At 53.1% G+C, this 6,583-nt stretch carries 3 protein-coding genes; 1 reads left to right on the top strand and 2 read right to left on the bottom strand.

The features are described from left to right. The first annotated feature begins 71 nt into the window (after positions 1–71). A complete protein-coding gene (locus tag ABYT30_RS13690; RefSeq protein WP_373079910.1) occupies positions 72–710 on the top strand; it encodes a glutathione S-transferase family protein in 639 nt (212 codons plus the stop codon). A gap of 62 nt (positions 711–772) precedes the next feature. Here ABYT30_RS13690 and ABYT30_RS13695 read toward each other — a convergent pair whose 3' ends face one another. Both ABYT30_RS13695 and ABYT30_RS13700 read right to left on the bottom strand, forming a co-directional pair. Beyond that, on the bottom strand, positions 773–4,882 hold the full coding sequence (locus tag ABYT30_RS13695) for a thrombospondin type 3 repeat-containing protein (RefSeq protein ID WP_373079911.1): 4,110 nt from the start codon (positions 4,880–4,882) through the stop codon (positions 773–775). 264 nt (positions 4,883–5,146) lie between these two features. Continuing rightward, the coding region (locus ABYT30_RS13700; RefSeq protein WP_373097019.1) for a hypothetical protein at positions 5,147–6,583 on the bottom strand (1,437 nt) is incomplete at its 5' end.

The following is a 6,583-nucleotide window of genomic DNA, read 5'->3' on the forward strand; positions in this document are numbered from 1 at the left end:
CCAAATGTAGCCTGTTAACGTAGGTGCTACGCATAAAGATATAACTACAATGTAAAACAGAAAGGAAGGCAATGATGATCACAATTTACCACCTCGGCGCATCGCAATCGGATCGGATTGTGTGGCTAATGGAAGAGCTCAATCTACCGTATAAATTAGAGTGGTTTGATCGCGGCGCGGACATGCTGGCGCCGCCGGAGTATCGCGCATTACACCCAGTAGGTACATCGCCGATCATTCGCGACGGCGACCGGGTTATGGCGGAGTCGGCGGCGATTGTTGAGTATATTAGCCAGCGCTACGGTCAGGCGAAGCTCAGTATTGCCCCAGACCACGAGTGTTACCCAGATTATCTGTACTGGATGCAATTTAATAATAATTTACAGCAGCTGTTTTTTACCAAGTTAGGAATGGGAGAGGGCGGCGAAGGCGGAGCTACAGATATTATTAAGGCAATGACCAAGCGCCGTGAAGATGCTTACTACCATTATTTGAACGACAGACTGGCGGAGTCGGCCTACTTAGCCGGGCCGGAGTTCAGCTGCGCCGATATTATGGTGATGTTTAATTTAACCGCCTTGCCATTGTTTGGTGGCCGCAGCATTGACGATCTTGAGCACGTTAAAGCCTACGTGGAGAAGATCTCTCAGCGGCCGGCCTATATAAAAGCCATGGCCATAGCTGGGCCTGCCGCGGCGCGGCCAGCTTAGCGGATAGAAAAAAGGCCAATACCGAAACCGGTATTGGCCTTTTAGGGTCACGCTTTCAACGCTTATGGTTGATGGATAATCATTTCCACGTCATCAATGATCAGTGCTTCGGAGCCTGTAGTGAAGCCCGTATCAAAGGCGATTTCTTTCACCTTCCACTCGCTGATAAAGGCTGCCAACCAACCGGGGGAATTTTGCATCGTAGTGGGATCAAAATCCTGTAGTGATGTTAAACCGCCCTTACGGTAGAAATTATCTGAGGCGCCATCGCGCAGTAAATACAGATGGATGTCAGCGATTTGTCCCGCATTGAAGAAGTTGACTTCGTGCAGACCTGCGCCCTTGCCGGTTTGATGCCACAGCACGGCGATAATTTTATCGTCTTGTTGCAGTGTGATCGGTTCCGCCCCACCTACATTGCGAACGAGCTGATCGCCAATGGCGCTGTCGGTGGCGAATTCAACTCGCATCAAGGGCTGGGTAGCGCCACCGAGTTGTGCGTAGTTAAAGCCCACGGCGGCGGCAGTGCGGTTTGGCTTCCATTGAAGGCTGTTGATGCCGTCTTGTACTGAAGGTAGTTCTGCGCGAATTTCATTGTCTGCGTCGTCATCAAAGTTGCCGACTTCGACAAAAGTTTTGTTGGCGCTGCACAACGTCATGGATTCAGCGCATTTCACATAGCTCAGCCATTCCGGAACATCGAGATTAAAGACGCTAGTGTTTGCATCGCGAACCTCTTGCTCATCCTTGCGAACAACATCGACACTGGCGTTTCGTGCAAAAGAATAGCCCTGAACGCAGCCGTCGCGATCTTTGTCGAGGTTTTCAAAATCGGTCCAGTTTGATCCGGAGTGGAGTGATTCGACACTCCCGCTCGCATCTGCTTCAGGATTGCCGCAGGGATTAAAGGTAGTTGAACCCCCATTGTCGAGATCAATCTTGCCCTCTGCGGTGGCTGCGTAGAGGGGCAGATCCACTTGGCCGCGAAGATTTACTGCCGCAATGGTTTCATCGCGAGAAAATGAGGCGGGGAATTGCGGGTGGTAGCCGTAGACGAGCAAGGCGAGTTTATCGCCTTGGCTAATACGCTCAGCAATACCGTTGAGGTTCACGTTGTGCTCGCCTAGGCCGCGCAGTGGGTAAATTTGATCGTCAACTAAATCCCAGTAACCCTCGCCGCCGATTTGCTGACCAATACCGACAAACACAATGCTGTCGCAGCCGGTGCGCAATGTCGGTACTTGCGGGGGGCTGCAATCTTGCAATGCTGAGCGGGCCGCGCCGTCTGCGGTACTAATGACCACTGACAGTGTGGGGATACCGGCCAGAATAGCGCCATGCTCGCTGTTGATCTGAGCGAGTTCAATCACGGTTGGGCCATTAGTGACGGTTGCCGCAGCGAGAGCGCCGTTGGCTATATTGTCTGCTGAAACTTTTATTCTGGTATAAGCGGCCTCGTTCCCGCCGGGGGCAATAAAGTTCTCGGCGGCGACATTTACAGCATCATCGTCAGCAAGCGACAAGCATAGATCATTGCTACCGGTGTCAATATCTTGCCGCTTAAGTTTGCTGTTAAACCAGTTCAGCACAAAGCCGTTGTTGCCGCCGGTATAGGCAAGGCTCGTGCTGCCACAGGCCTGCTTGCCGCCACCGTCTTGGAAGCCAGGTATAGTGATCGGGGCACCGCTATTGCTCGGTTGTTGCTCATTGGATGCAGCAACACCTAGGATATGGCCTGATTGGTGGGTGTACAGCCTTACATCACCCCCTAGTGACGATAGACACTGGTAGTTCCACCAAGCGTCATTAAAGTTAAACAGTGTGTCTCTAAAGCCTTGGGTCAGTAATACATCGACTGGCGGTAGCTGTCTGTCAACAGAACCTGCGACTGGTGTTTCGTTAGGCTCATTACTTTCAGGAACATAAATGGCGTTTGGGTCTTGATCCCATGCAGCTGCTTTATAGGGCATGTAAGTCGCCCCTTGGTTTGCGCACCAAAAGCTGGGGCTGTGGTAGTTAAACCATTTTAACGCTTCACGGGGAAACTCATTCGTCGCTACGCCTTGCGCCAGGGTCTCTTTAACAAAGGGATCCAAGCCACGATCTGTGGGCGACTCATTGTTTTCCATACCCTCCTGATAACTGGCCGACTCACCGCCAGCGACCAGCGCTAAGTCCCAGCCGGTTTTAATGGTATCGCCGGGGTTGAGGCTAAAGCGCAGGTCATGCCATGCGATATCGGGCGCTAAAGCGTCTAAGCGATTTTTTTCGTCGACTGCCAGTAATAGTAGCTGATAGCCGCCACCGTAGCTGCCGCCGATGGCGCCGACCACGATATTGTCGCCGTCGGCTTCACTCGTGCCTGTGGTTGGCCGCGTCGTAAATTCTTCGCGACTGTCATTGCGCCACGCTGTGTAATATAAGTTGGTCTCAGCCCAATCTAGGATGGCGGTTAGGTCTTCGCCTTCGGCTTTTGGGTCCATGACGCGAATGGTGCCAGAGCTGTCGCCAAAGCCACGCTGGTCAATACTGATCACCGTATAGCCTTGATCTAAATAGGTTTGGAAACTACCCGCACTTGTAGTGCGACTGCCGCCAAAGCCATGGCCGTGGAGGATGAGCGGGTGAGCGCCGGCAGCGAGCTTGCTGCAATCAATAGTGCCGGGTTCAAATACTTCAAAGCTGACTGTTAATGGATCGCCTGAGCTTGCCAAGTTAGGAGAGGGGATTAATTGCTGATAGCTGGCACCAGCAGTTTTGAGTTTGCCGTCGGCGCAGTAATTTGCACTTATTTGTTCAGTAGTACAGCCGTTTTGCGTACTTGCGCCAGTGCCATTACTGTTGATCACTGTCGATTCGGGCGGGGTTTGTGGGCAGTAATCCGCGGTGTCTAGCACGTTGTCGTTGTCGTCGTCTTCGTCTGCATTGTCACCGACGCCGTCTAAATCTGTGTCACTTGTTTCAGTGGCATCGAAGGGGAATGCGTCGCTACCGTTAGGGGTGCCGTCATTGTCTTGGTCGCTGTCACAGCTGTCGCCCATACCGTCGTCGTCGAAATCGGCTTGGTCAGTATTGGCGGTGTCTGGGCAGTTGTCGCTGTTGTCGCCCACGCCGTCGCCGTCGGTGTCGGTCGCTTCGTCTTTGTTAAAGGGGAAGGCGTCCTCTTCATTCAGTACGCCGTCATTGTCTTGATCGGGGTCGCAAAGATCGCCGAGGCCGTCTTCGTCAAAATCGGCTTGATCTGGGTTGGCAAGGGCTGGGCAATTGTCGTCGCCGTCGATGGTACCGTCGCTGTCACTGTCGGGGTTGAGAGGGTCCGTGTCGGTTTCGTCATCATTTTTTACGCCGTCGCCATCGGCGTCATCATCACATTTGTCGCCGAGTTCGTCTTTATCAAAATCAAATTGCTCGGGATTGGCAACACTGGGGCAATTGTCGTTTTCATTAAGAATACCGTCCTCGTCAGCGTCACCTATGCCTTGCTCTGCGGTGCAGCCGCGGGTGTCAACTGTTGCTCCGGCGCTTGTTTCTGGACAGCGGTCGTTGGCGTCACTGACACCGTCGAGGTCAGCGTCACCGCCGCCGTCACCGTCAAACCCGCCGTCTGCAATATCGGCTTCACTGGCATTGAGGTGGCGCGCCGCCGCGTCGGCGCTTATTAGGGGGCGACTGTCACCGCCATTGGCCGTTTGCGCAAACTGGGCTAAATCAGAGTTATCTAATTGGCTAAAGTCGGCAGTGCCAGTGTAGCTGAGTGCGGCAAGTTGTACTGTGGGACTGATAGTAATCCCGTTAGTGGGATCTTGATCGTCATCGAGGGTGAGTAAAAAGCGGGCGATATTAACTCGCGTTTGCTCGTCGCCTTTTGCCAATACGCTTGGCGTTACAAATCGGGTACTAGTGTCTGTTTGTGCGCTGCCAAGGGGAATGTCACCAACAGAAAATTGTAAAAGCTCAGTGGGCTTAAATATAAAAATACCGTTGGCAAGGGTGCGGAATTTCGTTGTGAGGCCACTGCGGGTGTAATTTAGGCCTTGAACTGGGGAGTCAATGAATTGCCCCTGTTTAAGTGCACTGCCGGAATTATTGCTGGAGCTGGAACTTGAGCCGCCGCAGGCGCTAAGGAGCGTTGTTGAGATAAGTAGGGCAATAGGGAGTTTTGCGAACTTCATGCATTAACCTCAGTACTGACGAAATAAAAAATACTAGCTGCCACCATTGGCGCAGGGGCCTTTAGTGATAATTTTTGCTGATGGGTAAAGCCTAATGTTGCGGCTGGTCATTATTGGTGTGAAATCGCCACAGTGCTGATACAAGAATCAGCGCCTTAGTATACATTTATATGCTTTCGTGACAAAGCTGTGTGGCAGATAGGTATTTATGAGGGGAGGGGCAGTCGCTACGGGCGAGAGCCAGTAGCGACGTCTTGAGTTTAGTTAATAGCTCGGCATGGCGTTAATGACAACCGGCACTAGACGTGAACGAACTGTATTTGCATAGGGTTCGGCCACATTTTGCGGTGCTGCACTTGGCACCATGAACTGCCATTGCTGGCCGTCTATTTCCGTTACTGGTGCCGGTGTAAAGGCATTGTCGCTGTCGTGGGTAAAGAAGTAGTGAATGCCGTGAGCACCAAAAGCGCCTTGGCGTTGATCACAGCGCAAGCTGGCGTAGGGCGTGTAATCATTCAAGGCTTCGTAGCCATTTTGGACTCGCAAGTCAGTCGATTCTTCGCCAGGCCAAGGTCGCGCGACGGGGTCGTCTCCAGTGCCGTCATCAAGACAGGCGTCGTCCCGGTAGTAGGGCACAATCAACGGGTTGGCTAGGGCTTGGGCATTCTTTAACTCAAAGATATACACCAGTGAGCCAGAATCGCCTTTACCTGATACCTGCTCCCAGTTTTCAAAACCCAGCGCCAAATTAAAGCTTGGATCGGGGGCATCGAAAAAGGCGGGGGATCCCCACAGGCTATCGATTTGACCGAAGTCGTCGTTCACGCCATCGACCGGCACACCTTGGGGCCGCAGTACGGTGTAGTAGCGACCGGCGGGTACGTTTTCATCTGCCGCTGGCACCATCGCTGCGCGATTGTAATCCCAAGAGGTGTATAAACCGTCTGGTGGAATGGGGTGTACCCGAATTCGGTAGCGGTAGGTGATTAGCTCCTTATAAAAACTCTCAGTTTTGGTGACGTTGGTGCCAGAGTCGGCGCCCCACACTTCGCGGATGGCGCGCACGGCGCCTTGGCGTTCACCCAAGATAGTCGAGTTGGCTTCCCAGTTGACCTGTTCATCTTCAAAGCCGACCAGCGATACGGTTGAGTCAGGACTTTGCTGAAAGGCGCGGCCTTTCCAGCGGTCAATAAGGTCGGGGCGGCTCTGCCAATAATTGCTGTCAGTGGTATCGTCATTCGGCGATTTAATCCGAATGTCTCTGACCATCCAGCGGCCACTGGCTTCCCAGCGGTAGGTGTCGGTGCTGACCACCGTGCCATCGCGAGGGAAGCGGTCGCTCGATATACGGCTAACGTTAACGCCATCGTCGCAGACACTGCCGCCAACGTTAGGGCCGTAACCGGTATTGCTGCTGCCGAGTTTTTCAGGGTCGTCGTCAGCAAAGAAGCCGCGGTCAATCCACTGGTCGGCATCGGCATTGCGCTGATAGTTCACATAGCCGTTGCTAGCATTGAACGACGAACCGCCGGTTTTTTGCACGAGGTAAACCGCCTTAGGCGGGCTGGCCTCAGGCTGCAGTGGGTCAAGCAAGGTGACGATTTGCACTGACTTCCAATCGGCCCTAAAGCTGTATGATTCTTTTATCTCGCCGGCGTCGCTGGCCATAAAGACAATTTCGTCATCATTGTCGATGCCGGG

It is taken from the genome of Zhongshania sp., assembly GCF_041623545.1.
GTDB lineage: Bacteria > Pseudomonadota > Gammaproteobacteria > Pseudomonadales > Spongiibacteraceae > Spongiibacter.

What these genes read in the sequence shown, in the direction of transcription:
- ABYT30_RS13690 (WP_373079910.1), top strand. Translation starts at nt 72, where the DNA reads ATGATGATCACAATTTACCACCTCGGCGCATCGCAATCGGATCGGATT.
- ABYT30_RS13695 (WP_373079911.1), bottom strand. Translation starts at nt 4,882, where the DNA reads ATGAAGTTCGCAAAACTCCCTATTGCCCTACTTATCTCAACAACGCTC.